Here is a 25,766-nt window from a genome sequence, read left to right on the forward strand (position 1 = left end):
TGGTGAGGGAGGTTTGACCCCCTCACCCTAACCCTCTCCCCCGCAGAGCCGGGGGCGAGGGGACAAAACTCGGTGGGCCTCGCAAAGCCTCGGCCCACCCTACATTCGTCACTCCGACGAGCCGAGGAACGCCAGCGCGAGGCCGAGGCCGAAGAAGATCGCCACCCACGCCAGTGCGAGCGCCACGGCCGCCTGCAACCCAAAGAACAGATACCCCGCCAGGAACGCCAAGCCCAGCGGGATCGCGAACACCAGCGTCTCCTTCTGCAGGTCCCGCTTCGTCTCCTCCTGCTCCTCTTCCCAGTTCTGCTTCTCGATCTCCTCCCGCAGCTCGCCCTGCTCGGCCGGCGTCGGGACCGGCTCGCCGTAGCCGGGCAGCGCGCTCACGTCCGCCAAGTCCACCGCCGCCCGGACCAACAGGCCGAAGGCGTCCGCCCCGACGATTACGACCTCGGCCCCGACCTCCACGGCGATCGTCCGGGCCGGCGCGAGCTTCGCCTCCAGGCGGGAGCCGTTCACGTCCACGAAGCCGGTGGGCCGCAGCGGCGTCACCGCCCGGCCGCGATCGCCGATCGTCACCGGCATCCCCGCCCCCCGTCAGTTGAAGTACGCCATGTACAGCCCGCCCATCGGCCCGTCGAAGACGCGGGCCGCGTTGAACAACACGTCCATGTTCGCCGCCGGTCCCTTTTCCAGGTACGCGGCGTCGATCCCCTTGTTCATCACTTTTACCACGTCCAGCACGGCCGGGGGGTCGTCGAGCACCTTCTTCAGGTTCAAATCCTTCCCCTGCGTGTCGAGGTAGATCGACACCGGGATCAGCGTCTTCCCCTCCAGCACGGCCTCCAACTCGCCCATGAACGCGAGCCACCGGTCGATCATCTCGTCGCGGACCGGCAGGCCGACGACGCTCGTTTGCTTCGCGTTCGGCAGCCACTCGTCGTCGTTGTCGGTCTCCGCCCGGACGAACCGCCACGTCTCGCGGTTGAGCTTCGCCACCTGGAGCAGGTGGAGCCGCACCCTGCCGAGGCGGCTTGGTTCGGCGAACCGAATCTTCAAGACCCACCCGTTGTTGCGCGGTTCGACCTTCTCCGCCGGCTTCACCTTCGGGAAGAACGCCTGGTAGTTCGCGTAGAACTCCGTTTCGAGATCGACCGCCAGCATGATGTCCGCGAGGCCCATCAGCAGGTGGCAGTACGACCGGAACCACGCCACGTCGCCCCGGTCGAAGGAGACGCGGAAGTCACGGTTCTTCGCCAGGAATTCCGGATTCCCGCCGAGCGTCTGCCTGAGCAGTTCGACGAACCGGTCGGTCGGCTTCCCGTCGCCGTCGAGGTCGAGCTTGATGTCCGCCAGCCGTAGCGTCAGCTTCACCCGGTCATCGGTAATCTTCGCCAGGGTCGCCTCGGCCTTTTCCAGGTCGCGGCGGAAATCGTCGATCAGTGTGCGGAACTTCTTGTACGTGATGGCGTTCGGGTCCGGGTTCGCCGGGACGGGCAGCCGGACGAACGGCAGCGACGAGTGCTCGGCTTTCGCGCCGTACTCGTACAGCGACTGTCCGAGCCGCTCGACGCCCTGGACGAGTTGAATGAGGCCGAGGCCGAACCGGAGTTGGTCGTCGGTGGGGTTGGCGGCGAGGGTGCGGTCGAGGGTTTGTTCGCCGACTGCGAGCTGGCCGGCGTGCAGGAACTTCTCCGCGAGCGGCGGGTCGGCGGCGGCGGGGACGGCGAGCAGGAGGAGGACGACGAGGGATCGCATGGGAACATCTCCGCGACGGGACGGGCGGAGGGAGTTACCCGCGGCGGGGGGAACGGGTTTCGGAACCCTGACTTCCGAAGTCCGGCTTCGACTTCGGAAGTCGAACGGGACGATGGGCGTGTGCCGACCCGAGCCAAAGCTCCCCGCGCGGGATCGACTTCCGAAGTCGAAGCCGGACTTCGGAAGTCGGTGGTTCGCGTCGTGGTTACTTTTTCTTCTTCTCGAAAATAACGATGTGTTGCCACGGCAGGCTCTTGTCCGTCTTCTTGTGGCTGATCTCCGGAAACTGCTCCATCTCCAGCATCACCTGCCGCTCGCTCATCTTGTGGACGAGCTTGATCGGCACCTTCGGGTCCTCCAGTCGGAACTCGACGAACGCGATCCGGCCGCCGGGCTTCAGCGCCGCGACCATCTTCTCCGTCATCTCGTAGGGGTGCGAGAACTCGTGGTACACGTCCACGAGCAGGATCAGATCGACCTTCCCGTCCGGCAGCTTCGGGTCCGTCTCCGTGCCGAGGATCGGCTCGACGTTCGCGACGTTCTTCTCTTTCGCCCGCTTCGCGATGATGTCCAGCATCTCCTGTTGGATGTCCACCGCGAGGACCTTGCCCTTCTCGCCGACGAGCGGGGCCATGCGGAAGGCGTGGTAGCCGCTGCCGGCCCCCACGTCGGCGATGACCATGCCGGGCTGGATGTCGAGGGCCTTGAGGAGCTTGGTCGGGTCTTCTTCCTTCTCGCGCTCCGGCCGGTCGAGCCACCCGGCGGCCTGGTGGCCCATGACCTGGGCGATCTCGCGGTTGAGGTAGAACTTGCCGATGCCGTCGCGGTCGTGGTCCTTGCGGGTCTCGTACCGCGGCTTCTTCGGCCCGTCGGCGGCGAGCGGGAGGGCGAGCAGGACCGTCGCGAGGAGCGTGCGCATGAGATGTCTCCCGAACGTGGGTGACACCATGATACTTAGAACCGGGAGCGGTAGCGACGGGGTGTTGGGTTGCGCCCAACACCCCGTCGCTACCGCTCCCGGTTCTACAAGAAGGGAATGGTTAGCGGGTCGCGACCGCCGGGCGGTCCCGCCGCACCGTCACCTTGCGGCCCTTGATGCGGCCGTCGTTCATCGTCTCGACGACGTAGTCGCACGCCTCGTCCCGCACGTCCACCAGCGCGTACCGGTCGCCGATCTCGATCGGGCCGATATCCCGGCTGTTCAGCCCGGCTTCGTTCGCGATGGCCCCCACCAAGTCCCGCGGCGTCAGCCCGGCGTCGCGGCCGACGCTGAAGAACAGCCGCGCCATCCCCGGCCGCGGCGGGCGGCCGGCCCGCTGCGGCGGCCGCTGCTCGGCCGGCTTCCGCGGCGTCAGCAGGTCGGGGATTTCCTGGTCGTCCTCGGCCGGGCTGCCGTGCTCGTGCGCCAGCTTGATCGCCGCCAGCGCGATCAGCGTCGGGTCGTGCGCCTCGGCCAGCTTCGCCAGAACGACCTTGTACTCGTCCAACTCGCCGTCCGTGAGCGTCTCTTGCAGCTTCTCGGTCGTGCGCTCGAGTTGCCGGGCCTTCAGCTGCGCGACGGTCGGAACCTTCGCGACCTGGATCGGCTGGTTCATCATCCGCTCGATGAACCGCAGCGAGTTCTGCTCGCGGGAATCGACCAGCGTGAGGACGACGCCCTCCCGCCCGGCCCGGCCGACGCGGCCGCTGCGGTGGACGTACACCTCCGGCGACTCCGGCAGGTGGAAGTTGACGACGTGCGACAGGTGGCTGATGTCCAGCCCCCGCGCCGCCACGTCGGTCGCCACCAGGATGCTCAGCGTCTCCTCGCGGAACAGCTTCATCACGCGGTCCCGCTGGAGTTGCTCCATGCCGCCGTGCAGGGCCGCGGCGTGGTAGCCGCGTTCCAACAGGTGGCGTGTCAAATCTTCCGTCTCGCCGCGGGTGCGGCAGAAGACGATGGCGGCCGTCGGGTCTTCCATGCCGAGGATGCGGGCGAGGGCGGCCGGCTTGTGCCGCGGGGCGACGACGCAAGCCGTCTGCCGGACGCGGGGCTTCTCCCCGGCCGCCGTCGGCTTCGCCACCGTGATCCGCACCGGGTCGCGGAGGAATTTCTCCGCGATGCGCGCAATCCGCGGCGGCATCGTCGCGGAGAACAACAGCGTCTGCCGGTCCGCCGGCAGCGCCGCGAGGATCGCCTCGATCTCGTCGGCGAACCCCATGTCGAACATCTCGTCCGCCTCGTCCAGCACGACGGCGGCGATGGCCCGGTGCGGGAACGTCCCCTTCCGCATGTGGTCGTTCAGCCGGCCCGGCGTGGCGACGACGACGTCAACGCCCCGCCGCAGCGCGCGGATTTGTTCGCCGTACCCCTCGCCGCCGTAGATCGCGACGGCGTGCAGGCCGATGGCCTTGCCGTACTTGCGGAACGCCTCGGCGACCTGGATGGCCAGTTCCCGCGTCGGCACGAGCACGAGCGCCGCGGCGTCCCGCTTCTCGGCCTTTGCCGCCGCGAGCCGGTGCAGCACGGGCAGCGCGAACGCGGCCGTCTTGCCGGTGCCGGTCCCGGCCTGGCCGACGAGGTCGCGGCCGTCCCGGACGTGCGGGATCGCCTGTTCCTGGATGGGGGTGGGTTGCTTGTAGTTGAGGGTTTCGAGCGTTGCGGTCAACCGCTCGTCGAGGCCGAGGGTCGTGAAGCCGGTCGTCAGTTCGTCAGACATGCAAAAAGCTTTCCGCCGGCGGGGTGCGCCGGAATCGTGGGGTCGTGCGTAAGCCTCGGACCGGCTCGACGCAACACCCGCGCGATTCCTCCGGCAGAAGGCAACAGTACGGACAGTATACGGACGGCCGGGTTCGGCGACGCGACGAAATGAAAACGCGACGCAAATTACCGCGGCCGGCCGCCACGTTTCCGCGGGCGTACTAGTCTTCCCCCGACCCGTTCGATCCGTTTACCCCGCCCGCCCCAGTTCGTTCGTGGCCGCGATTCTTCGCCGGGACGGGACGCCGGGTCGGGCGCAGGATGAGACCCCGTGGACCGCAAGACCGCCCTCGCCGCCGTCCTGAAGCACGCCCGCCTCGTCACGCCGTCCCCCGTCGCCCTCCGCGTCGTGGACGTGGCCGGGAAACCGGACTGTACGACGGCCGAGATCGTGGCCGCCCTGTCCAAGGACCCGGTGCTGTGCGGGAAGGTGCTGAAGACGGTCAACTCGTGCGTGTTCGGCGGCGGCCGGCAGCCGGTCGCCACCGTGGACCGGGCGGTCGTGCTGCTCGGGCTGAACGCCCTCCGGTCGCTCGTCCTCGGCCTGTCCCTGCCGGTCGCGCAGTCGAAGACGGACCCGAACCCGGCCGTTCGCGAGTTCTGGATCGACGCCGTCAGCGGCGGCATCCTGGCGAAGGAGTTGTCCGTCCACCGCGAGGGGGCGTCGCCGGGGTACGACCTCGTCGCCGGGCTGCTCCGCGACCTCGGCCGGCTGCTCTTGGCCCAGCACGACCCGACCGGGTGGGAGCGGTGTCAGAAGTCGCCGGTCGCGGAGTTGCTGACGAACCCGTGCGGGATCGAGGAGCGGGCGTTCGGCGTCCACCACGTGGACGTGACGTGCGCCCTGCTGGCGAGCTGGAACCTGCCCGACGACGTGGTCGAGCCGATCCGCTACCACCACCACCTCGACGCCCTCCCGCCGGACGCCCGGAAGTCGTGGCGGCAGCGGGCCGAGTTGCTCAACTTCGTCGAGGCGCTGTTGCGGCTGGACCAGGTGGTCGAGTCCCCGGCCCTGCTCAAGAACCTGCTCGCCCGCGCGATGCTGATGTTCGGGTTCGGCCAGCAGGCGCTCATCGAGTTCCTGCACGCCGTCGCGCCGAGGATCGAGGAGGTGAAGGCGATCTTCGACCTGGGGATGACCGATACGACGGACTACTCGGCCGTCCTGACCCGCGGGTGCGAGGCGCTGGTCGATCTGTCGTTCCGCAGCCGGTTCGACATCCTCGGCGGGTCGCGGGTCCGGCCGGGCGACGGCCTCGACCGCACCCAGGACTACACGGCCACCCGGCTGGTCCCGATCGACGCGACGCCCCCGCCGCCGGAGCCGCCGCTGGAGCAATTCCGGGCCGCATTCCTTGCCGACTTCCCGCCCGGCGGGTGTCAGCTCGACCAGTTCGAGTTGCGGAAGGAACTCGGCCGCGGGGCGATGGGCGTCGTGTTCGCCGGGTTCGACCCCGGTGTCCAGCGGGACGTGGCCGTCAAGGTGATGTCGCCAGAGTACGCGTCGTCGAACGAAGCCCGCCTGCGGTTTACCCGCGAGGCCCGGTCGCTGGCCGCCGTCCACCACCCGAACGTCGTGGGCGTCTACTCGCTCGGCACGGCCGACGGGCTGCCGTACATGGCGATGGAGTTCGTCCACGGGGGGTCCCTGGAGGAGCTGATCGACGGGATCGGCCCGCTCCCGGTGGCCCAGGTCGCGGACCTCGGCGGGCAGATCGCGCTCGGGCTGGCGGCGGCGCACGCGAAGGGGATCGTCCACCGCGACCTGAAGCCGGCGAACGTGTTCGTGGAGGCGGTCAGCGGGCGTGCGAAGCTCGGCGACTTCGGCCTGGCCCGCGGGCTGGACAACCTCGGCCTGACGCAGGCCGGGGCGCTGGTCGGCAGCCCGCTGTTCATGTCCCCGGAGCAGATCGACGGGCTGCCGCTGGACGGCCGGTCCGACCTGTTCTCGCTCGGCACGGTGCTGTACGGCATGTGTACGGCGAAGCTGCCGTTCGAGGCGATGAGCATGACGGCGCTGTTGCGACTGATCGCGGACGCGACGCCGATCCCGCCGAAGGCCCACCGCCCGGACCTGCCGGAATGGCTCAACGCGGTGGTCATAGATCTGTTGAAGAAGAACCCAGACGACCGCATCCCGTCCGCCGACGCGCTGTACGCCCGGCTGTCGAACCAGGGCTGACCCTCAGACGGTACGTAAACCCCTGCGGCGGTTGGGAAAACTCTTGCCAACCTCCGCGGGTGACAGCTTCTCCGACACCCCGCCGCAAGGCGAGAGTCGCAAAAAAATCCTCTCTCATGAATCGCCCGGACCGCCCGGCGTAGGGTTCCCCAACACTTCTCGCTTACCGGCCGACGGACCGACGCCGGGGGTTTGCACCCCTCCAACTGACGGGTGGAAATCCCGCCGCCGCCCGAACTTCCGCCCGATCCGTTAACGAACGTTGACAGTTGACCGTGCCCGTATCCGCTCTAACCTTCGGTGTCGCCCACCGAACACACTCGCCGGTAGGGTTGTTTTGTTTTTTCCACCTTGGAGCTTTCATCATGGCTAACGTCGATCTCCCCCGGCTGTCCCTGGATGAACTTAACGACCGCATCGTCCCCGCCACCCTCCTCGACCTGACCACGGCCGACGCCGAGGCGACCGCGGCCGAGGCGATCGTCCGGCAGGTGGACGCCCAGCCGACCGGGACTGGGTACATCCGCTCCTTCGTCCGGCTGCAAGGGGCCGCGGCCGGCGGCGGCGGCGAGCAGGGGTACAACACCACCGCCCGGCCGCTGCAGTTCGACGAGAACAGCAGCCCGCAGTTCACCCGCGAGCTGCGGGCCTCGCAGGTCCCGCTCGTCGTGGAAGGCGGCGTCGCGTACCGCGAGTTCCTCCTCGACATCAACCAGAAGTCGTCCGCCGGGAAGCTGTCGCTGGACGAGGTCCGGGTGTTCTTCGCCACGTCCTCCGACCTGACGGGGTACGACGCGGCGGCGAAGACGCTGGGCGGGCACGCGGCGGCGTTCGACCTGGACGCGGCCGGCGACGTGAGCGTCGTGCTGAACGCCAAGCTGAACTCCGGCAGCGGGTCCGGGGACATGAAGCTGCTCGTCCCGGACGCGGCGTTCGCGGCCGCCGGGGCGGACGACTACGTGTACCTGTACTCGAAGCTCGGCGGCGTCGCCGGGGCGACGGCCAACGGCGGGTTCGAGGAGTGGGCCGTCCGCACGGACGGCGGCACGAACACGACCCTGGGCACGGCGAGCATCGCCGGCAGCGTCTGGTTGGACCAGAACCGCGACGGCGTCCGCGACGCCATCGACGGCGGGCTGGCGAACGTCACGATCACCCTCCAAGGGGTGGACGACCTCGGCCGGACGGTCGTGCTGACGACGACGACGGCCGAGGACGGGAGCTACTCGTTCAAGAACCTCCGGGCCGGGACGTACAGCCTGATCCAGACGCAACCGGAGGGGCTGGAGGACGGCCAGGACTTCATCGGCAGCCTCGGCGGCTACCTGGCGGACATCGACAAGATCGCGGACATCCACATCGCGAACGGGGCGGCCGGCGTGTACTACGACTTCAGCGAGTACCTGTACGAAGGCGGCAGCAACACGTAACCCGACGACGGGTACGCCCGACGAATCCCCCGGCCGTGCCGGGGGATTTTTTTGCGCGGTAACATGACTGGAATTGAGGGCCGGCTGATACCGCCACCGCCGCCACCGCCACGGGTGGCCCCCCGTGGCGGAATGGCCACCTGGGTTGACGCGACAGTTATAATGAAAACTTGTCCACTCAGTCCGGCACGGCCGCCGTCTCGCCGCCGGCGCGGGTGGCGAGGGCCGGCAGCACGTCGTTCGCCGAGTAGCGGAGGAACCGCACGCTGCCGTCGGCGAGCGCGAAGTTCGCCCCGCCGGGGTGCGGGGACCAGAAGTGGAACATCCCGCACGGGTCCTGGAACCCCGCCGCCGGCATGAACGGGTAATTCCCCGGCCCGCAGGTCGAGCCGCTCACGATCGGCTGCAGGTTCGGCTCGCGGACGCCGAGGACGAGGTCCGCCGACCCGGTCCCCCGCTGCCCGACGCCGGCGTACCACCACCCGAACCGGAAGTCGTGGCTCGGCGGCCGCTCGCCCAGCAGTAACGTGTTGCTCGTGCCGTCCGCGGCGTCCGTCAGCCGGTGGCGGCTGTCTTGGTAGAGCAGGCCGTCCTTCTTGGCCGCCTGCGTGCCGGACACACCCAGGTAGCTCAGCAGGGCGACGCTCTTGCCGGTGGTCGGGTCGATCTGCGGAGTCCGGGTGCGGTCGTCGGCCGGGCAGGTGAACGCCGGGACGACGGTGGCGAACGGCGTGTGCGGCGGGCTGACGAACGGGACCGGTTGGGTGCGAAATGCGTTCCGAGCGACGGCGTCGAGGTTCCCCTGCTCGAGGTCCGGCAGGACCGAGACCGGCCACCCGGTCCACATCATCCGGTCGGGGTGGAGCGGCGACCGGTGGCCGGGCGGCAGCGCCCCGCGGGCGTCGTGGTGGCTGTGCAGGGCGAGGGCGAGCTGCTTGAGCCGGTTCTGGCAGTCGAGCCGGGCGGCGGCGTGGCGGACGTTCTGCACGGCCGGCAGGAGGAGGCCGATCAGCGCGCCGATGATGCCGAGGACGACGAGCAACTCGACGAGGGTGAAGGCGGGCCTACTTGCCGACGCCGCGGACGGTGAGCGTGACGGTGCGGATGCCGCCGTCCTCGAAGTGGACGTCGAGCGGGCACTCGAACGGGCCGGGCTTGCGGACGTCGATGTCGCACTCATACAGGACCTCGCCGCGGGCCGGGATGGGAATCTGTTCGTAGAGCTTCGGACCGAAGCAGACGGTATCCATTCAAGCCTCGCTCAGGCCGATGACCCGGAGCGGCCGGGAGGAGGCGTTCGTGACGCGGAAGGCGACGGCGTGCCGGCCGAGTGGGAGGCTGCCGAGGTCGCGGTCCGGGTCGTGGACGGTGAGGGCACGGCCGGGCGGCGGGTCGGCGGGTAACAGCAAATACCTGAGGCTGAAGGTGATTGCGAGCAAGGCGGCCAGAAGTAACGCCGTCCGGTATGCGATTGTCATCGTGCGCCACCCCGATCTACGGACATGTCCTTTCGGAGGAGTCTCCGCCTGAGGTATGCAAAAACAATGCTTAAACCGGCCAGAAGAAGGGCTAGGGAAATGATAGTACCAACAGTCCTTGTACCGGAAACCGGCGTCGAGACCCCGACTGGTTCCGGGAGTTGGTAGTGGGATAGGTAAAACGCCTCAAGCCCCATCGACTCGTTGTACTCTACATTCTCGTAAACCACTTCTTCTCGGCCAAATATCAGCCCTTTTTTTACACTCTTGGCCGCCTCCTCGTGTTTCGCGGTAACCAGTCTCGGGAAACTCGACGACCTATCGGAGTAGTTCAATACGCCTTGCATGTCTACGACGGAAGACTTGTTCGATACCTTGAAATTGTAGGCAACCGGTACAAAATGATAGCTCTCGTCGAAATCGATGTAGCCATCAATAACCGATTCGGACGTTTCGGGCCGATAGTTACCGGACTCACTGAATTGGAAGTACATCCTCTTGACATCCTCGCGTCCGGCCACGGGCTCGGTTTTAAGGACTCTGAACGTGGACCTGGGCAAACGATCCAATAGATTCACGGTGCCGATAACGACCCACGAGCAGGTAAGGAAGTCGTCACGGTCGCCGGCAGCATTCCCCGACTCAACGGTATCGACCTTCCAACTGTCTTGAATGGTACTCGACTCGATAATCTTCGCCCGGTATTCTCGATTCTTGAGCGTCACAACCCGCTTGCGGACAGAACCCTCCTTGCTCTCTTCCGGCCGCAAGGTTACACGGTCCGCCACGCTACCCTTGCCCTGAATCATAGCATAAGACAACGATTCACTGGTGAGGAGCCGGAAGTTGGACTTGTCCCCTTTTGATACCTCGAACTCCTTTCGGCACTTCAGTCTCGTCGTGTTAACCCTTGACGCCACTTCTTGCCACCGAGACAACACTTCACCCTTGAACGACCGATCCTCTTGCGCGTCGCAAGCGGTCGAGACGAGTACCACTAAGGATAATGACAATAATCGTGGTGACATTGTTTTACACTCGGAGTGTGAGACTGCTTCCTTGTCCGCCCCTACCTGCAATGCCATCCGGCGAACCGAGGGGCTGCCCCGTTCGCCGGATAGGCGTTGTGGCTTTACTCACAACCAGGTTAGGGTTTCTGGCAGACGCATTTCTCGACGCTGTTCTCCGTAACCCAGGTACAGCGGCACTCGGTTACGGCACCTTCGCAATCGCGGGGCGACGCTTCGCACAGCGACTTCGAGTTGTGGTCCTTGCAGTAGCCGTCCGTGCCGACCGAGCACGTCCGTTCAAACGTAATCGGGCCGACTTCGTCCGTCTCGGCCCGTGCCGGCCCTCCCGCCGCCAAGAAGGCCACTGCCAGCAACGCGATTGCCGAACTACCGCACAGGTACGACATCGCTCCGTACAGCCTCTTCATGAAAAATACTCCTTCGAGAGACACCGCAACAGCCACCGGGAACATCCCGGCGGATGTCTTTGTCATTCCACTCGGCAACCCAGGCGGAACGTGATCGTTCGTTGTCGCTCGCAATCGGTCGAAAGGGTGGCTAGGCGCGTGAAGTCACCGGGACTGGAGGCCGGCACTTTGAGATAGATCGCGAGAGTGATGGCTTCACCCGGCGGGACGCTCAAAGGCATTGCCGAGGTCGTGACGCACGAGCAGTCGCTCGTGCCGCCGATAAGCCGCACCGGGCGGGCGGTCCAGTTGCGGACCGCGACGAGTTGTTCCAACTTGTCGCCCGGCTTCGCCGCGCCGAAATCGACGTAGGCCGGGGCGGACAGCGACTCGCCCCGCAACTTCGCGAGCGCCGCCGAGAGGGAGCCGAACACGAGCGTGCCCGACGCGGCCAGGACCGCGAGGACGGCCGCGGCCCCGCCGACGAGCTTCGCGGTGCGAACGCCGACCCAGCCGACGCTCGCCGACCGCCACGCCGCCCGGGACGGCCGGGCGACGGCCAGCGCCAGCAGCGCCGCCACGTCCACGCCGAATGCCGCCCACGGGCTGGCCTCGATCGCACCGAAGCACCCGCACCGCGCCTGGCCGATGACTCCGAGGTAGCCGCTAACGATTGCGAATGTGGTGAAGAGGACGACCGCCGCCAGCCACGCCAGCGGCTTCGCGACGCCGGAGAGGAGCCAACCGCCCACGACGAACTCCGCCGCCACGACCGCCAGCTGCACGCCGGGCACGGACAGCCACCCGACGCTCGGCAGTGGCGACACGCTCAGCCCGTAGAGCTTCAGCCCGGCGGCGACGAGGAGAAGCAGCCCTAGCGCCACGGTCACGCCGCGCGCGAGGCTACTGCTCGCTGCTCGCTGCTCGCTGCTCGCTGCTCGCTGGTGCGTGGGTCACGGGACATCTCGATTTCGGGGACGAGGTTCGATGTGAGCAAATCGTAGTCGGAGCTATCATCGGCCGTCAACACAATTTCTGACGAATTATTGACAATTTATTTTCGGCTTCCACCCGCACGCTCTTTCCGTGTGGCGGTTCGCTCGCAACCGGCTGTCACGTCAGGAATAACAAAAGCGGACCAAACACTCCATTTCCATCGCCGCGAACGCAATCGAAACGTGAACGGGGCCGTGAACGTGTCGGCCGGTCCGAGTAGGCCCGAAGAAGGTTGCGCGAGTTCTTCGGACGCCCATCCCGGCCGCCGCCCGGTTCCGCTACCGATGACCGTGTGACTTCGCCCGCGCGTTCATCGGAGGGGTCCATGACCCGTCATCGTCGGCCCGCGTTCACGCTCATCGAGCTGCTCGTCGTCATTGCCATCATCGCCATCCTCATCGGACTGCTGCTGCCGGCCGTGCAAAAGGTCCGGGAGGCCGCGGCCCGGAGCACGTGCCAGAACAACATGAAGCAGCTCGGCCTCGCGGCCGCGAACTACGAGGGGGCGTACCAGAAGCTGCCGCCGAGCCTGATCGTGGACATCGGCCTGCCGCCCGGCAGCTCCGGCCAGCCGGGGTTCCCGTACCCGGCGGTCGTCCACTCGTGGGCACCGAACTTCCTGCCGTACATCGAGCAGGAGAACGTGTTCCGGCTGTACGACTTCAAGTTCCCGTGGTTCTCGTCGCCGGCCATCGTGCCCGGCACGCCGGACAACCAGGCGGCGCTGCGGACCCCGGTGAAGACGTTCCTCTGCCCGTCGTCGCCCGGCGGCAACGCCCGGACCGTCAGCGGCACGTTCACGTTCGGCGTCGCGTTCCCGTACCAGAACCTCGGGGTCACCGACTACGCGACGAACAGCTCCATCAACCCCGGCTCGATCACGTTCTTCGGCTACCCGTCCACGGCGACGCAGTTCTCGCTGTTTAGCGCGATGCGGCCGCAGCTCCGCGGCCGCGGGCTGTCGCTGCTCGGCACGACGGCGTCCGAGCCGGTGGCGATCATCGGCGTCACGGACGGCACGTCGAACACGATCCTCTTGTGCGAGAGCGCCGGCCGGCCGGAGTACTACATCGGCGGGGCGCGGGACGCCAGCCGGGTGCAAAACGACGGCGGGTGGGGCCACCACGAGAACGACTACGGCCTCGACGGGGCGGTGTCGAAGACCGACCGCACGTCGCCGGGGAACTGCGTCGTCAACTGCCACAACGACAACGAGACCTACGCATTCCACACCGGCGGGGCGAACCATGCGTTCGTGGACGGGTCGGTCCGGTTCGTGAAGGACTCGATCAACCCGCAGACGTACGCGGCCCTCATCACGGCGAACGGCGGCAGCCTGACCGCGGCCGAAACCTCCCCGAGCACGGACTGACCCATGCGCACGCTTCTGACGGCCGCCGCGTGCCTCGCCCTGGCGGGGTGCGGCGGCGACGGCAAGCCGGCGACCGTCCCGGTCGCGGTGACGGTCACGCACAAGGGGCAGCCGGCGGCCGGGGCGCTGGTCGTGTTCCACCCGGCGGCGGACGCCCGCGAGAAGGAGATCGGCGGCAAGCCGTTCGGCAAGGTGAAGCCGGACGGCACGGTCGCGGTGACGACGTACCAGGAAGGGGACGGCGCGCCGGAGGGCGAGTACGGCGTGACGGTCCAGTGGACCGAGGCCGCCCCGGCCGGGAAGCTGTCGCTGTCCGGCGAGGGCGGCGGCACGCGGGACAAGCTCGGCGGGAAGTACGGGGACCCGCGGGCCCCGAAGTTCAAGGTGACGGTGAAGCGCGGCGACGCGAACCAGGTGGAGTTGAAGCTGGAGTAGGTCCGGTCGGGCCGGGCGGACCGGTTGGACGGGCCGGCGGACGGCGGGTTCCGAAAACCTCCCAGGCGGCCTTGAACCCGTCGGCCGTCGGGGAACGATACCGGTCGATGCGCATCCCGGCCGTGCCGTCGCGAGTTCCCCGATGACCCGCACCGCGTTCTTGCTATTGCTCCTCGCCGCCCCCCTCCGCGCCGACGAGTCGGACGACACCCTGGCCCGGCAGCTCGTCGCCGTCGTCCGCGACCCCCGCGTGCCGACCAACCAGCGCGTCGAGGCGGCGAAGTCACTTTCGACGATGGGCGTGAAGGCGACGGTCGCCGCGGAGGAGTTGCAGCGTCAACTCACGCTCCTGAAGAAGGCCGAGCAGGAGGCGTTGCAGGAGGCGGTCGTCGAGGCGCTCGGCGCGATCGGCCCGGCGGCGAGGGCGGCAGTACCGACGCTCGCGAAGGCGACCGGCCGGACCATCGACATCGACCTGGCGGTGAAGGCGGCGACGAAGCAACTCCTGACGGACGCCGCGAGCCGCAACGTGGCCGACCTGGCGCGGCAGCTCAAGAGCCGCGACGAGGGAACCCGCCTCCGGGCGGCGAAGACGCTCGGCGGGCTGGAGACGGCCGCCGCGGCAGCCGTGCCGGACCTGACGGCGGCCCTCGGCGATTCGGATGCGGACGTGCGGCGGGCGGCCATCGCGGCGCTGCGGCGAATTCAGCCGACCGCGAAGCCGACGAAGGAGTTGGTCAACGCGATTGCCGTCGATCTGAAGGACGCGGACGAGGTGGTTCGGCTGGCGACGGTGAAGGCGCTCGGCAAGCTCGGCCGCGACGCGGCCGACGCCGGGCCGCTCTTGCAACCACTCCTGGCCGACCCGGACCGCGACGTGCGGCGGGCCGCCGGCGAGGCCATCGCCCGCATCAGCGGCGGCGGGCCGTAATTACTTCTCGTCGCCGTCGTCCGCCTTCGGTTCCGGCCGCGCCGCGGCTCGGCGGAACGGCGGCGACCACAGCCGCGCCCCAACGTCTTCGCCGGGCTTCGGGTTCGAGTACGTGAGGTTCCCGCCGTCGTCGGCCTTGTCGTCGCCGACAGCGTACACGACGATGCCGTCGGCCAGCAGCTTGTACTTCAACGACCCGCCCGTGTAGGGGTCGGTCGGAATCTCCGCGAGAATCGCCTTCGGAATCTCGGTCAGTTCCTTCGGCCACCGGCCGTTCGCCTGCCGGAACCGCTCACACGCGACGCCAACGGCCAGCGACCTCAGCCGGGCGCGGGACCGCAGCACGGCGAGCGCGACCTTCTCCGTCGCCGGGAGGAGCAGCTCGATCAGCGGCCCCTTCGCGTCCGACGTATCGACCGCCTTCAGCCGCTCGGCCCACTCGTGCGACGGGCCGCGGGCCACGTCGAGGTAGCGGGTCTGGAGCTTCAGCCCGATCAGTTGCTCGCGGAGGATGCGGGCCTTGAACGCCTGCACGCCGAGGCGACTGAGCACGTCAAACGCCCCGACCGGCAGGGCGGACGGGTCGGTTTGCATGTAGTCGAAGATGGCGTCCATCATCGCCCGCTCGCCGCGGACGCCGTTGGCGAGGACGGGCGCGTCCGCCTCCCGGAGTAACTCGGCCTGCAACTCCGCGAGACCGGCCGTCGGTTCCGTGTAACCGAGTACCCGTTCCGTTGACTGAACGGCGACCGCGGCCACGGCGACGCGGATCAGCATGGTCACGAGCGTCGGCTCGTCGTTGACGCCGTGGACGAGGTTCAGCCCGGCCCGGCAACTCGCGACCGCGGCGGCCGGGTCGTTGTCCGCCGCCAGGACGACGGCGTTCAGGCTCAGCAGGGCGGCCGCGTTGCGGAGCCGTTGCGTGTGCTCCAGCGACATGTTCAACGGGTTCGGGACCGGCGGCGGGATGACGCCGCCGTCGGTCAGCGCGCCGAGCTTCAGGCAGCGGTCGATCACGTCCTTGCACAGCGTCCGCGTCTTGCGGGCGTCGGCCAGTTTCTCCGCGGCCGGCAGCCGGTTGAAGTCCCGCTCCGGCAGCCACGGCGTCGGGTCGTCGGCCCGACGGAGGAACTCCTCGAACTCCTTCGGCGTGTCCTCCTTGATCGCCACCGCGAGCTTCGTGAGGTTCCGGTCGTCCGGCGGAAACCGCCTCGCCCGCGCGGCCTGAATCTGGTCCAGCCGCCAGCCGGGGTCGTCGGCGTCGAGGGCGGCGCGGGCCTCGTCGAGCTGTCGCCCGGCCTGCGACTGCCGCCACCACCCGACGGCGAAGTACCCCGCCGTCGTGACGGCGAGGACGGCGACCGTGCGGAGCAGCCACTTCTTCCACGGCCGCATGGGGCAACCTCAGGGCAACAAATCAGCGACGCGAATGCTGGCCGACGGCATTGCCAGCGGCGACACGCTGTCCGTGGGTGTGAGCGTGAGTGTCGTGCCGTAGGCCATGCCGCCGTCGGGCACGGGGGCGGCGTCGCGATACACGAGCAGGACGCGGTTCTGGAGGTCGAGGACCCAGTAATCGCGGACGCCCGCCGTCGCGTAAAGCTCGGCCTTCGTCGTGGTGTCGATGAACAAGGAGCTATCGGCGACTTCGACGACGAGGACGGCCGTACCGGGGTGTGACGCCAGGAAGTCCCGTCCGCCGCCGGCGAAGACCGAAATGTCGGGCAAGGGGTCGGTTTCCAGGCCGAACACGAGTGGCGATTGCACCCGCACGCGCCACCCGGCGGCGAACACCGCCCGGATGGTCTCGTTCGCCAGATCGACGGCCGTTGCGTGCAGCGGATTCATCGGGCCTAGCTCCACCAGTTCGCCGCGAAGGAGGATCACGCGGTTACCTTCGCCGAACACTTTTCGCTCGCTCGCGTCGTGGAACTGTTGCACGGTCCAGCGGAACGGCCGGGGCGTTGGAACCCCGGCCGGGGGCGGGGTGACGGCGGGTGTCGGGAGCGTGGCGGTCGTCATGCGCGGTCCTCCGATGTCGTCAGTTTACCGTCACTTCGCCCGGAACTCCAACAGCCCCAGGCCCTCCGGCCGGGGCGTCGCGTCGGCCGGGCCGGACCACGACAGCACGCCGCGGCCGGGCACGACGCGGGTCACGTTCGCCGCCCAGACGTGCTTGTCCCGCGGGCGGCTGCCGGTCAGCTCCGACAGCGGGATCGCCACCTCCGCCGTCCACCCGGCCGGCGACGGCGACACGGCCACGTACCACGTCGGGTTCCAGCTCGCATCACCCCAGCAGTCCTCGGCCGTGCAGCCGCGGTGGTCCACCCGCAGCCGGTAGTACGTCGCGTAGTCGCGGTCGAGGTCCAACAGCAACTCGACCCGGTCGTGCGGCGTCACGTCGTCGTCGTGCTTGCGCTTGTCCGCGGCCGGGACCTGCTCGCCGTTCGGGTGGCGGCACGTCACGCCGAGGTACAGGTACTCGTCGTCGAACGCCAGCCGGGCCGCCGTGCCGTGCGTCGCGGCGAGTTCCTTCGTGCCTTCGTTCAGCGAAAGCTCGGTCGCGGCCTTCCACACGTCGTCGTCCAGCTTGCCGTCGAGGACGGGGCGGTCGGCGAGCTTGGCACACGCGGCCATCGGCTTCGGGCACGTCGGCATGAGCCGGCGGTTCATGAGGAAGAGTTCCGCGGCGACGGCGTCGAACCACGGGTTCGCCCCGGCCGTGACCGGCCGGCCGACGACGGCCCGGTAGTAGTTCGCCATCGTCTTCTCGGCGTCGGCCGTCAGCCCGAGCTTGAGGCGGGCGGCGTTGTACGCGAGCTGCTCCGCCGGCTCGCGGGACAACAGCGGGCTGACGGCGAACAGCTTCGCCTCCAGGCTCGGCCCGGTCCCGAACCAGTCGCGGCGGGCGTCGGCCGTGCGGAACTTCGCCCGCTCCGGCTTCGCCTCCGCGTGCGCGACCTGTTGAATCTCGCCCGGCGGCACGTCGTAGAACTCGGTCGGCCGGAGGCTGGCCATCTGTCCGAGTTCGACCCGCCGCAGCGTCTCGGAGCTGGCGTGGAACCGAGCGAGCCACCGGTACGCCGGCAGGGTGTCTGTGTCAGTTGGATGGAAATCGACGGCAACTTGATACAGCTCGCGGGACGTTGTCCACGGACTCTGAGAACCAAGTTCTCGAGCAATGGCCAATATCATCCCGGAGTCTGATATTCCGAGGGGGCGTGATTTATCGGCGACGAGTTCTTTTCGAAACGCGCTTAGGCTCGCCTCAGTTACATGGCGCGTATCAGGCAGGAGAACGGAGCGAAGTTCCTGTCGCGTTCGCTGAATCTGCTTGAAATGCACGGCTTGCTGAACAGGGTTCCATCTGTTCAGTGACTCAGGAATAGGGTCCGTTCGACGAGCCATGCCGCCATATGCTAGCGCACTGCCATCGAGTAAGTGCGTCGATGGCGATTCTTTATAGAGGTGTTCTTTCGGAGGCGTGAATGCGTCCATCCGATGTGACACGATGCGTAAGACCGGCTGTCGGTTCGACTCGATGAGCAGGCTCGCATCCTTTGTCATCGTCTCTGGCGTCTCAAGAACATGCGCCAACAACTTTTTCGTGTCAAAATGGAAATGCCCGTTTCCTTCATTGGTTGTGCCCACAAGCTTCTTCGCCGCGTGCGGCTTCAGGCCGAGGGCCGCGAGCTGCTCCGGGAACGCGGCCGGGTCGGCGGCCCGCTTGAACGCCTCCTGCATCGCCGCCAGCACGAGCTGCTCCGCCGCCGGGGCGTCCGGCATCACCGAGTCGGTGACGATCACCTCCGGCCGCCACAGCCGCACGGCCAGCGTCATCTGCCGGACCAGTTGCTCGGCCGCCCGGCCGTCGTGCAGCCGGTCCCAGTACGTGCGGAGTTGGTCGGCCGTCAGCCCGTCGCAGTGGCCGGGCAGCGGGAACGGCCAGAGCGATTCCGCCGCCGCGCCGCCGGCCAGCCGGATCGCCGCCGACAGGCGGAACGGCTCCGCCGCCCGCCGCGGGTCGGCCGTCGCCGCGTCCGCGGTCGTCACGCCGACCGTCGCCGTGACGTACCCTTCCGCCGCGCCGATCACCGGGAACATCGTCAGCGGCACGCTCTTGGGCGTGGCGTGGGCCGTCAGCACGGCGGCGTGCAGCTTGCCGCGGACGTGCTGCCACTTCGCCCCGCCGTCGGTCGTCATCAGGATCGTGCCGAGGTCGCCGACGGCCCAGCCCGTCTTCTCGTTCAGCATCTGGATCGCGTGAATCGGGACGTGCGAATCGGTCCGCTGAACGGTCCACGACTTCCCGCCGTCGGCGCTCGCCAGCACGACGGAACCGGGCCGCCCGCCGAGCCACACCTTGTCGCTGATGACGCTGATCGCATGGAAGTCGCACACGCCGCGCGCCTCCGGCGGCAGCGGCAGTTCGACGTTAGCCCACGTCCCGTTCGGGTAGTCGCGGTTCGCCAGCACGAGGCCGCCGTCGCCAACCGCGAACGCGGTTTTGGCCTGCGATTTCAGGGCGCGAACGGCCCGCCCGCCGGGGACGCTCAACCCCGTCGGCGCGAGTTCGCCGTCGCGGAGGGTCGCCGTCTGGCCCCACGCGCCGACGAGCATCCCGGTCTTCGCGTTCGCGCAGTCGGCCGCGAGCCAACTGCCGCCGCGCGGCCCGACGACTGGCAGCCAGCTCTTGCCGCCGTCGGCGGTCGTGAACGCGCCGCCGGGGTACGCGCCGCACCCGTCGCCGACGACGAGGCCGGTTTTGTCGTCGAAGAACGTTACCCCGTTCAGCCCCGGCAGCAGGCCGTTCGAGACCTCATTCCACGTCAGCCCGCCGTCGGTGGTGGCGAGCAGCACGCCGGCGCTGCCGAGGTCGCCGGGGAGCTCCGTGCGGCCGCTGACGAACCCGGTGTACGGCGTGAGGAAGTGGACGCCGGTGAGCGCGGCCCGCGTGCCGGTCTTCTGCCGCTCCCAGGTGCGGCCGCCGTCGATGCTGTGCCAGACGGTGCCGTCGTCGCCGGCCGCCCAGCCCTCGCGGTCGTCCACGAACTGGATGGCCCGGAGGGCCGCGTCGTCGTAGCTCGGCGGCGGGGCGGCGTGTACGGCGGCGGCGACGAGCAGGGCGGCGAGCGTCAGGGGGATGCGGGACATGCTGGCGGTTCCTCCGCGACCGGGGTTCGGGCACTCTGGAGGAACGGCGATACCGCGGGGGGCGGAGAAAAGCTAGCCCAGGTCCGGCGGCGGCAGGTCGGTCTCACGCAAGAAGTCTTGCAGCCCGTGGCGCACGCGGAGGATGTACACGGCCGTGCCACGGATCTCGAACAGCACGCGGTAGGTGTGGAGCCGCTTACCGAAGTAGGTTTCGCGTAAGGTGTCGCCGTACCACTCCGATTCGGGGGCGAGAGGACACCGCTCCGGGGTGCGGCGTAGGGATTCGATGGTTTTGAGGAGGTTGGCCCGCCAGCGGTCGGCCGAAACGTTCGATCTTTCGGCGAGGGCGTGATACCGTTGTTCCACCTCGCGGGCCGCCTCGCGGGTGATGACAACGTCGAACGTCACGACTTCGTTCCCAACGACTTCACGAACTCTACCGCCGGGAGCGTGATCCCGGCCTCGATGTCGGCCCGGCTGCGGGTGAGGAACGCCTTCATCTCCGCCGCCGCCGCGAGCGCGGCCAGTTCCTGGAGTCGGCGATACGCGGCCGCGTCCTGGACGACGAGTTCTTCCTTCCCGTTGACCGTCAGCACCAACGGCTTGCCGGACTTCTTCAGGCGGGCCGCGACCGTCGCCGTGTCCCGCTTGAACGCGGCCATCGACTCGACATCCTCGATCGCGTCCGCCATGTTCGGCCCTCAACAGTTCCAGTTCGCCATCATCGTACCACGGCGGGAGGGGCGGCGGAATCAATCCCTAAACTTGAACCGCACGATGCACCACAGGGCGTTGAACGCGTCCTTCAGCCCGATCTTCTTCCCCTCGGCGTAGGTGCGGCCGCTGTAGCTGATCGGCACTTCGTACACCCGCCACTTGAACTGGCCGTTCACCTTCCGGGCCACCTTCGCCGTCACCTCCGGCTCGAACCCGAACCGGTTCGACTTCAGGTCCATCCCCTGGATCACCTCCCGCTTGAACACCTTGTAGCACGTCTCCATGTCCGTCAGGTTCAGGTCGGTGAACAGGTTCGACAGCAGCGTCAGGCCGTGGTTCGCCAGCGAGTGCCAGAAGTACAGCACGCGGTGCTTCTCGCCGATGAACCGGCTGCCGAACACCACGTCCGCCTGGCCGTCGAGGATCGGCTGGATCAGCTTCGGGTACTCGGCCGGGTCGTACTCCCAGTCCGCGTCCTGCACGATGACACAGTCGCCGGTCGCGTGCTTGAACCCCTCCCGCAGGGCCGCCCCCTTGCCCATGTTCACCGGCTGGTGGAACACGCGGACGTTGTCGTACTGCTTCTGGAGCTTCTCCAGGATGGCCGGCGTGCCGTCGGTGCTCTTGTCGTTGACGAGGATCAGTTCCTTCGGCATCTCGACGGCCTGGACGCGCTTCACCAAGCCTTCGAGCCAGCGTTCCTCGTTGTAGACGGGGATGACGACGGACAGCTTCCAGCCGGGCGGGTACGGGTAGATGCCGATCTGCCGGCAGGCGGCCGGGCCGAGGAGCTTCTCGAGGAACGCGACCCGGTCGTTGTGGGACGCGGCCGCGAGCTGCTCGGCGACGGATTGCAGGTCGGTCGGGGACGGCATGCGCGGGTCACCGGCTTTCTTGAGGGCAAACGGGTCGGCGAGGGGCGTCCGTTCCAGCGTCGAAGTCATCCGGCCTTCCTCCGTGAGGCGAACGAGCGAGCCAACGGGAAGAGTGTACGCCGAACGGCCGCGGGACGGCAACCCGAAGCCGTTGACCGGCCGGCGGCGCGGCCGGTAAGATGGCGGAAGGAGGTGGACCAATGGAAACGTTGAACGAACCCGTAGTGACGCCGTTGCCCGTACCCACCGGCGACGACCCGCTGAGCGTGGCGATCCGGCGGTTCTTGAACCGCACGCCGGAAGAAATCCAGGCCGCCCGCGAGCGAATCCTTGCGAACAGCCAACCGCCGCGACCGCTGCCGGAAGGCAAGACGCTGGAGGATGTCGTGTGCGGCACGTGGCCCGGCGACGAGACGGACGAGGAAATCCTCGACATGTTGGAAAGGTTGTCCTAAGTGGGCACGCTCTACTTGCTCGACACGAACATTCTCGTCCATTACGTGCGAGGGAGTGCCGTTTGGGAGCGACTTCGGGAGGAGTATCAACTCCTTCTCATCGAACCGAAGCCGGTCATTTGCGTGGTAACGGTCGGGGAAATCCGATCCCTCGCCTACCAGTGGCAGTGGGAGGAAGCGAAGCGATCCCAAATGGCATTCGCCCTCGGGTACTTCGGTATTGTGAATATCAATACCCCGGACATTCTGGAAAGCTACGCCTTGATGGATTCTTACCTCGAACGACAGGGGCAGTCGCTCGGCAAGAACGACCTCTGGATCGCGGCGACCACCCAGGCGAGCGGAGCCCGCCTGCTCACGACCGACCGCGACTTCGACCGCCTGCACCCGACGTTCCTCGACCGCGATTGGATCGACCCGAGCACCCGCTAACCGCGTGGCGTCAGCTCCGCGATGCGGTCGGCGAACCGCGGCCACGTCTCGACCAGTGCCGCCCGGCTGCCGCCGACGTAGTCGGCGTAGTCGAACCCCGGAGCCATCGTCGCGCCGAGCAGCGCGAAGCCGTCGTCCGCGATCAGCCGCGTCCCCTGCCACACGCCGGCCGGCACGACGAGCTGCGGGACGTGCCCGGCGGCCAAGTCCTGCCCCAGCACGACCTCCTTCCCCGTGCCGTCCGGCCAGAGTTGCAGCATCCGCACCGGCGAGCCGAGGTAGAAGTGGAAGATCTCGTCGCCGGGCAGGGCGTGCAGCTCCGAGACGTGGCCGGGCTTCAGCAGGTAGTAGATCGTCGTCGCCACCGCCCGCGGGGCCGGGTGCGTCGGCAGCGTCCCGGCCGGGAGCGTCTGCCGGCTGCGGTAAATCTCGCGGAAGAACCCGCCCTCGACCGGGTGCGGCTTCAGGTCGAGCAACCGAATCACGTCGTCCGCCGTCATGCAGGTCCTCCAAGAATGGCCCGCAGATGACGCGGACTTCGACGCAGATAAAGAGGATAAATACCAAGAGATGATTTCTTTCTTATCCGGTTTTCATCTGCGCTCTTATCGGCGTCATCTGCGGGCCATTGTCTTTATGCGGTGGCGACGACCACCGAGTACCCGCGGTTCTCGATCACGTCGCAGCCGCCGAACGCCTCGAAGATCAGCGGGACCACGGCCGTCGGCATCTTCGTCACGATGGCGAACCGGCCGCCGGGTTTCAGCAGGTCGCGGGACCGGCCGATGAACAGCCGCGCGACCATCGAGTCGCCGTAGTACGGCGGGTTCGCCAGGATCGCGTCGAAGCTGCCCAGCGGCAGCCCGGCCATCGTCTCGCTCGTCACGACCTCGTAGTTCGTCAGGCCGTTCGCCTTCGCGTTCAGTTCGCACACGGCGTTCGCCCGCAGGTGGCTGTCGATGAACGTCACCTTGCCGAGCTTCGCCTTCGTCGAGATCAGGCAGCCGACGACGCCGCACCCGCTGCCGAGGTCGAGGACGTGCTCGCCGTCCTTCACCTCGGCGACTTCGAGCAGGGCGCGGGAGCCGTTGTCCATGTGGCCGTAGCTGAACACGCCGGGGCGGGTGAGGAAGTCCATCGACGGGCCGCCGCCGACCTTCGCGTGGAAGTGCATCTCGTGCCGCCGCCGGTCCCGCGGCTCGTCCGGCTTCGTGCTGAAGAACGCCATCCCGGCCTTGCTCGACGGCGTCTCGCCGCACCTGCCGAAAATCTTCTTGTGCTGCTTCGCGAACTCCGTGTCCTTCTCGTACTCGGAGAGCGTAAGGAACGTGCCGCCCGGCGCGAGGGCGTGGAACCCCTGCTCGATGAGGTCGAGCTTCAGCTCGCGGTCGGTGTGCGCCCCGGCCGGCAGGAGGACGGTGTTGAACGTCGGCGGCAGGTCCCACAGGTCGGCGGCGGTGACGACGTCCGCCGTCGCGCCGAGTTCCGCCAGGTCCTCGCGGAGGCGGGCCGCGGGGAACAGGTCCATCTGGAAGCACGTCACGTCCGGCAGGTTCATCGCCTGGACGAGGAACGCGACGGACTTCGGCGCGCCCATCGCGACGCAGACGGGCGGCTTCACGCGGGCGGCGACGGACGGGTAGAGGTCGGTGAGGAAGCGCATCCCTCTAGTGTACGCGGCTACCCGGCAACGACGAAATGCTCGGTCGCGGCGAGCGGCGGCGGGTTCGCGTCCAGCGCCCGGAAGTCGGTCGCGATCGTCCGCCGGGCCAGCCCCTCGGCCTGGCCCTTCAGGAACCCCACGTCCCACGACCGGATGCGGTTGACCCACAGGTCGCTGTACCCGAACGTCCGCTTCCCGCGGCCCCACATGCCGAACGCGATCGCGTCGCCCGGCAGCGGCTTCCCGCGGTACTCGTCGCTCGCCCACTTGTACCGCACGCCGAGGTGCATCGACGACGCCGTCTTGCCGCCGCCGTACTTCTCCTCGAACTTCGCGAGCGTGTCGGCCTCCGTGTTCGAAAGCACGTCGAAGTACAGGCCGACGCGGAACGCCTCCAGGTCCGGCCGCAGCACCGCCCGCAGCCGGAGCAGGTCGCCGACGACGCGGAGGTGCGTCATCGGGTCCTTCCGCTTCCCGACAACGTCGAAGTCGAGTTCCGTGCCGAGCAGGTGGGACTCGTGGCCGCCGACGGTCATGTCGTGGACGACGAGCTTCTTCCCGAGCGCCTCGGCGTACCGGTAGACGACGACGAGGGAGCCGACGACCGAGAAGTCCCGCAACGTCCCCGCGTTCGAGAACAACAGCCGCTTGGTGAGGTCGATGCCGAGCAGCTCGTGCAGATGCGTACTCGCGGTCGCGAAGTCGGTTTTGAACATGAGACGTGTCTCCGAAATGAGGGGGTCGGCGAGTCGCCCCCGTCAGGCAGTACGAGACGAGGCCGGGGTCGAAGGGGACAATTTCTCCAAATTTTCGCGCGAAGGCGGTCGGCGGGGTTGGGGTTGTCCGCCGACCGCGGGCTGGGGTATTCCATCCCGCCCGATCCCCCCGGAGGTTTGGATGAGCCGCGTTGTTTTCACCACGACCCTCGCCCTGCTCTGCTCCGCCCCCCTCGTCTCGGCCGGCCCGATCAACTGGAGTTACACCGCCACCGTCCGCACGGAAACCGGAACCGGCAACCTCTACATCGGTGAGGCGAACCTACAATCGCTGCCGCCGGGCGACCCGAACGGCATCCCGTTCGGCGGCGAGTACGTCTTCTACACCCCGCTGGCCGAGTTCACCGTCAGCGGGTCCGGGATCGACACCGACTCGTTCGCGCCGTTCTTCTTGCCGCGGGGGGACGGCGGCCGCCCGGTCGTTCACACCATCACCCGCGACTTCGACCCGCCGATGGACGACAAGTTCCTCGTCACGTTCACGCTCAAGGACGAAGCGTCCGGCCAGACCGGCACGATCGACTACGCCGGGACGGTGCGGGCCGCGGAGGGGTCCGGCATGTACCCCGGCATCTTTCTGTTCAACCTCGACATGGGGCCGCAGCGGACGGAACTGATCCTCGGCGAGAACAAGTACGCGGTCGAGTCGTTCGGCGGGCTGCCGGACGAGATCGACGAGCCGGCCGGGGCGCGGATGCGGATCACGCCGTCGGCGGCGACGGTCCAGACGCCGGAACCGACGACGCTGGCGCTGGCCGGCCTCGGCCTCGCGGCCGTCGGCCTGACCCGGCGGCGGCGCTAAGTGCAGGGTCGGGGTTCGTTGTCTTGTCCCCTCCCCCCTTGGGGGGGAGGGCTAGGGAGGGGGGTGAGCTTCCCACCCCCGGTGAGGATCGCGTCCGGGGAAGGGAGGTGGGGGGGGGGGGGGCCCCCCCCCCCCCCCCCCCCCCCCCCCCCC

At 68.1% G+C, this 25,766-nt stretch carries 26 protein-coding genes and 1 pseudogene; 8 read left to right on the plus strand and 19 right to left on the minus strand.

Annotation, left to right across the window (positions count from 1 at the left end):
* Positions 1–108: 108 nt before the first annotated feature.
* The 4 genes from AC5JJ2_RS21000 to AC5JJ2_RS21015 all read right to left on the minus strand — a co-directional run bounded on the left by AC5JJ2_RS21000 (position 109) and on the right by AC5JJ2_RS21015 (position 4,457).
* Positions 109–585, minus strand: coding sequence for a hypothetical protein (locus AC5JJ2_RS21000; protein WP_495859991.1), 477 nt, complete (start codon positions 583–585; stop codon positions 109–111).
* Positions 586–597: 12 nt separating this feature from the next.
* Positions 598–1,758, minus strand: a complete 1,161-nt coding sequence (locus tag AC5JJ2_RS21005; protein ID WP_495859992.1) for a hypothetical protein — start codon at positions 1,756–1,758, stop codon at positions 598–600.
* A 205-nt stretch (positions 1,759–1,963) separates the two neighbouring features.
* On the minus strand, positions 1,964–2,677 hold the full coding sequence (locus AC5JJ2_RS21010; RefSeq protein ID WP_495859993.1) for a class I SAM-dependent methyltransferase: 714 nt from the start codon (positions 2,675–2,677) through the stop codon (positions 1,964–1,966).
* A 121-nt stretch (positions 2,678–2,798) separates the two neighbouring features.
* A complete protein-coding gene (locus AC5JJ2_RS21015) occupies positions 2,799–4,457 on the minus strand; it encodes a DEAD/DEAH box helicase (protein WP_495859994.1) in 1,659 nt (552 codons plus the stop codon).
* 312 nt (positions 4,458–4,769) lie between these two features.
* Between AC5JJ2_RS21015 and AC5JJ2_RS21020 the strand changes: the two genes are divergently transcribed.
* Complete coding sequence (locus AC5JJ2_RS21020) at positions 4,770–6,680, plus strand: protein kinase domain-containing protein (protein ID WP_495859995.1); 1,911 nt, start codon at positions 4,770–4,772, stop codon at positions 6,678–6,680.
* 365 nt (positions 6,681–7,045) lie between these two features.
* Entirely contained in the window at positions 7,046–8,110 is a 1,065-nt protein-coding gene (locus AC5JJ2_RS21025) for an SdrD B-like domain-containing protein (protein WP_495859996.1), read from the plus strand.
* Positions 8,111–8,288: 178 nt separating this feature from the next.
* On the opposite strand, the gene AC5JJ2_RS21030 is transcribed toward AC5JJ2_RS21025, so the two are convergent.
* From AC5JJ2_RS21030 to AC5JJ2_RS21055, 6 genes and pseudogenes are all read right to left on the minus strand, one after another.
* Positions 8,289–9,098, minus strand: a complete 810-nt coding sequence (locus tag AC5JJ2_RS21030; protein WP_495860016.1) for a DUF1559 family PulG-like putative transporter — start codon at positions 9,096–9,098, stop codon at positions 8,289–8,291.
* A 12-nt stretch (positions 9,099–9,110) separates the two neighbouring features.
* Positions 9,111–9,164, minus strand: a pseudogene (locus AC5JJ2_RS21035) (prepilin-type N-terminal cleavage/methylation domain-containing protein); the annotation flags it as partial.
* A 10-nt stretch (positions 9,165–9,174) separates the two neighbouring features.
* Positions 9,175–9,360 (minus strand): hypothetical protein, encoded by a 186-nt coding sequence (locus AC5JJ2_RS21040; protein ID WP_495859997.1) that lies wholly within the window; start codon positions 9,358–9,360, stop codon positions 9,175–9,177.
* A complete protein-coding gene (locus tag AC5JJ2_RS21045; protein WP_495859998.1) occupies positions 9,361–9,588 on the minus strand; it encodes a hypothetical protein in 228 nt (75 codons plus the stop codon).
* Entirely contained in the window at positions 9,585–10,616 is a 1,032-nt protein-coding gene (locus AC5JJ2_RS21050; protein ID WP_495859999.1) for a hypothetical protein, read from the minus strand. The genes AC5JJ2_RS21045 and AC5JJ2_RS21050 overlap by 4 nt, the downstream gene beginning before the upstream one ends.
* 472 nt (positions 10,617–11,088) lie before the next feature.
* Positions 11,089–11,895 carry a MauE/DoxX family redox-associated membrane protein gene (locus AC5JJ2_RS21055; protein ID WP_495860000.1) on the minus strand — a complete coding sequence of 269 codons (807 nt, stop codon included), beginning with the start codon at positions 11,893–11,895 and terminating at the stop codon, positions 11,089–11,091.
* Positions 11,896–12,326: 431 nt separating this feature from the next.
* On the opposite strand from AC5JJ2_RS21055, the gene AC5JJ2_RS21060 reads away from it, so the two are divergent.
* The 3 genes from AC5JJ2_RS21060 (at position 12,327) to AC5JJ2_RS21070 (ending at position 14,739) form a co-directional block, all read left to right on the plus strand.
* Positions 12,327–13,373, plus strand: coding sequence for a DUF1559 domain-containing protein (locus tag AC5JJ2_RS21060; protein WP_495860001.1), 1,047 nt, complete (start codon positions 12,327–12,329; stop codon positions 13,371–13,373).
* A 3-nt stretch (positions 13,374–13,376) separates the two neighbouring features.
* On the plus strand, positions 13,377–13,808 hold the full coding sequence (locus AC5JJ2_RS21065; protein ID WP_495860002.1) for a hypothetical protein: 432 nt from the start codon (positions 13,377–13,379) through the stop codon (positions 13,806–13,808).
* Between the two features lie 142 nt (positions 13,809–13,950).
* Positions 13,951–14,739 (plus strand): HEAT repeat domain-containing protein, encoded by a 789-nt coding sequence (locus AC5JJ2_RS21070; protein WP_495860003.1) that lies wholly within the window; start codon positions 13,951–13,953, stop codon positions 14,737–14,739.
* Here AC5JJ2_RS21070 and AC5JJ2_RS21075 read toward each other — a convergent pair whose 3' ends face one another.
* From AC5JJ2_RS21075 to AC5JJ2_RS21100, 6 genes are all read right to left on the minus strand, one after another.
* Positions 14,740–16,134 (minus strand): hypothetical protein, encoded by a 1,395-nt coding sequence (locus AC5JJ2_RS21075; protein ID WP_495860004.1) that lies wholly within the window; start codon positions 16,132–16,134, stop codon positions 14,740–14,742.
* A gap of 9 nt (positions 16,135–16,143) precedes the next feature.
* Positions 16,144–16,761 carry a Uma2 family endonuclease gene (locus AC5JJ2_RS21080; RefSeq protein ID WP_495860005.1) on the minus strand — a complete coding sequence of 206 codons (618 nt, stop codon included), beginning with the start codon at positions 16,759–16,761 and terminating at the stop codon, positions 16,144–16,146.
* Positions 16,762–16,791: 30 nt separating this feature from the next.
* Positions 16,792–19,893 (minus strand): YCF48-related protein, encoded by a 3,102-nt coding sequence (locus tag AC5JJ2_RS21085; protein WP_495860006.1) that lies wholly within the window; start codon positions 19,891–19,893, stop codon positions 16,792–16,794.
* Between the two features lie 72 nt (positions 19,894–19,965).
* Positions 19,966–20,301, minus strand: a complete 336-nt coding sequence (locus AC5JJ2_RS21090; RefSeq protein WP_495860007.1) for a type II toxin-antitoxin system RelE/ParE family toxin — start codon at positions 20,299–20,301, stop codon at positions 19,966–19,968.
* Positions 20,298–20,585, minus strand: a complete 288-nt coding sequence (locus AC5JJ2_RS21095) for a type II toxin-antitoxin system prevent-host-death family antitoxin (protein ID WP_495860008.1) — start codon at positions 20,583–20,585, stop codon at positions 20,298–20,300. The genes AC5JJ2_RS21090 and AC5JJ2_RS21095 overlap by 4 nt, the downstream gene beginning before the upstream one ends.
* Before the next feature lie 60 nt (positions 20,586–20,645).
* Complete coding sequence (locus tag AC5JJ2_RS21100) at positions 20,646–21,485, minus strand: glycosyltransferase family 2 protein (RefSeq protein WP_495860009.1); 840 nt, start codon at positions 21,483–21,485, stop codon at positions 20,646–20,648.
* 200 nt (positions 21,486–21,685) lie between these two features.
* Here AC5JJ2_RS21100 and AC5JJ2_RS21105 point away from each other — a divergent pair, with 200 nt between their 5' ends.
* On the plus strand, positions 21,686–21,940 hold the full coding sequence (locus AC5JJ2_RS21105) for a hypothetical protein (protein WP_495860010.1): 255 nt from the start codon (positions 21,686–21,688) through the stop codon (positions 21,938–21,940).
* Positions 21,941–22,372 carry a type II toxin-antitoxin system VapC family toxin gene (locus AC5JJ2_RS21110; RefSeq protein WP_495860011.1) on the plus strand — a complete coding sequence of 144 codons (432 nt, stop codon included), beginning with the start codon at positions 21,941–21,943 and terminating at the stop codon, positions 22,370–22,372.
* Here the strand turns inward: AC5JJ2_RS21110 and AC5JJ2_RS21115 are convergent.
* The 3 genes from AC5JJ2_RS21115 to AC5JJ2_RS21125 form a co-directional block, all read right to left on the minus strand.
* Positions 22,369–22,872 carry a cupin domain-containing protein gene (locus tag AC5JJ2_RS21115; RefSeq protein WP_495860012.1) on the minus strand — a complete coding sequence of 168 codons (504 nt, stop codon included), beginning with the start codon at positions 22,870–22,872 and terminating at the stop codon, positions 22,369–22,371. The genes AC5JJ2_RS21110 and AC5JJ2_RS21115 overlap by 4 nt on opposite strands.
* 134 nt (positions 22,873–23,006) lie before the next feature.
* On the minus strand, positions 23,007–24,035 hold the full coding sequence (locus AC5JJ2_RS21120) for a class I SAM-dependent methyltransferase (protein WP_495860013.1): 1,029 nt from the start codon (positions 24,033–24,035) through the stop codon (positions 23,007–23,009).
* Between the two features lie 17 nt (positions 24,036–24,052).
* Positions 24,053–24,751 carry a hypothetical protein gene (locus tag AC5JJ2_RS21125; protein WP_495860014.1) on the minus strand — a complete coding sequence of 233 codons (699 nt, stop codon included), beginning with the start codon at positions 24,749–24,751 and terminating at the stop codon, positions 24,053–24,055.
* A gap of 181 nt (positions 24,752–24,932) precedes the next feature.
* On the opposite strand from AC5JJ2_RS21125, the gene AC5JJ2_RS21130 reads away from it, so the two are divergent.
* Positions 24,933–25,613: a PEP-CTERM sorting domain-containing protein gene (locus AC5JJ2_RS21130; RefSeq protein WP_495860015.1), complete on the plus strand. Its 681-nt coding sequence runs from the start codon at positions 24,933–24,935 to the stop codon at positions 25,611–25,613.
* Positions 25,614–25,766 lie beyond the last annotated feature (153 nt).

This window comes from Limnoglobus sp. (assembly GCF_059499385.1).